Origin of the sequence: Bradyrhizobium sp. SZCCHNR1093 (assembly GCF_032381175.1) — a bacterium.
Taxonomy (GTDB): domain Bacteria; phylum Pseudomonadota; class Alphaproteobacteria; order Rhizobiales; family Xanthobacteraceae; genus Bradyrhizobium.
Genome location: NZ_JAUHJJ010000025.1, coordinates 1 through 1,656, shown reverse-complemented (window position 1 = coordinate 1,656; position 1,656 = coordinate 1). Strand labels below are relative to the sequence as shown.

Sequence of the window (1,656 nt, the reverse complement as noted above, 5' to 3'; positions counted from 1 at the left end):
CGCGCACCGTGTCATTCCACTCCGCCAGCACCCGACGCCGCTCCGCCGCGTCGAGAATGTCGATTGCGCCAATCGGCTGATCCGGCGTGGCGGTTGCAGATTCGAGCAGGCGCACCAAACGCGTGGCGATGGCTTCGACGGCTTTCCGCTCGAACAGATCCGTACTGTATTCGATCGTGCCTTCGATCCCAGCTGACCCACCGTGCTGGCCACGACTCTCTGTCAAGATCAAGGCCAGATCGAATTTGGCAGCGCTGCTGCTCATCGGTTGCGGGACGATGGTGAGACCGGGCATATCAAGGCTGAGCGTACCAGCGTTCTGTAACGCGAGCATCACCTGGAAGAGCGGGTGGCGTCTCAGAGACCGTGTCGGATTGATCGCCTCGACGAGGCGCTCGAACGGCAAGTCCTGATTCGCGTAGGCATCGAGATTGGCGGCGCGCACGCGATCCACCAGTTCGCGGAAGCTTGGATTTCCAGCGGTGTCGCTGCGCAGTACCACGGTGTTGACGAAAAATCCGATCAAGTCGTCGAGCGCGTGATCGCTGCGCCCCGCCACCGGACTGCCGATTGGGATGTCCGTACCTGCGCCCAACCGCGTGAGCAGCGCAGCGAGGCCGGCTTGGAGCACCATGAAGAGACTGGCCTGCTGTTCGCGCGCCAGCATCAGCAGCCCCTGGTGCACTTCGGGGGTGATCTCGAACGCGACAGTATCACCATGATGGCTGGGAACAGGCGACCGGGAACGGTCAACCGGCAGCTCCAGTTGCTCCGGCAGGCCATGCAGCGCCTTCTTCCAATACTCCAACTGGCGCGCGACCGGGCTCTCGGGATCCTCCTCATTGCCGAGCAGCGCGTGCTGCCAAAGCGTGTAGTCGGCGTATTGCAGGGGCAGCGGCTCGAAGACAGGCGCGCGCTTCTCACTACGCGCAGCATAAGCGGTAGCGAGATCGCGAGCCAGCGGCCCGAGCGAAGCTCCGTCGCCGGCAATATGATGGATCAACAGCAGCAGAACCTGGTCGCGCGGCGCGAGGACGAAGAGATCGACGCGGAGCGGCGGTTCGACGGCGAGATCGAAGCCGCGGCTCGCGGCCATGTTGAGCGCCTGGGGAAGCTCGGCCTCAGTGGTTGCCGCCACCGCGAGGATCGGCCGAGCGATTTCAGCATCGAGGATCAGCTGGCGGGGTGTGCCCGCCGTCTCCGGGAAGACGGTTCGCAGACTCTCATGCCGCTCGACCAAATCGGCGAGGGCGGCTTCGAGGGCGTCGCGATCGAGGGCACCGCGAAGACGCAATGCGAGCGTGAGATTATAGTGTGGGCTTTGTCCTTCGAGATGGTTGAGGAACCACAGGCGACTTTGCGCGAACGAGAGCGGGATCACCTCCGGACGAGGGCCCGGCCGAAGAGTCGGTCGTGCTGCCGCCTCGGCCTGATCGAGCCGTTCAGCGAGCCCGGAGATGGTCGAAACTTCAAACAGCGTACCAAGCGGCAGCTCGACCCCGAAAGCAGCACGGATTTTCGAGACCAAATGCGTCACGAGCAGCGAATGGCCGCCGAGATCGAAGAAGTTGTCATGGATCCCGACGCGCTCGAGCCCGAGGGTCTCGGCAAACAGAGCGCAGAGTTTCTCTTCGCGTGGTGTCCGCGGCGGGGTGT

1 protein-coding gene is annotated in these 1,656 nt (G+C 63.8%); it reads right to left on the bottom strand.

Annotated features, from left to right (window positions below; all coding sequences use genetic code 11):
• A partial coding sequence (locus tag QX070_RS32990; RefSeq protein ID WP_315741309.1) for a condensation domain-containing protein occupies window positions 1-1,656 on the bottom strand: 1,656 nt, incomplete at both ends.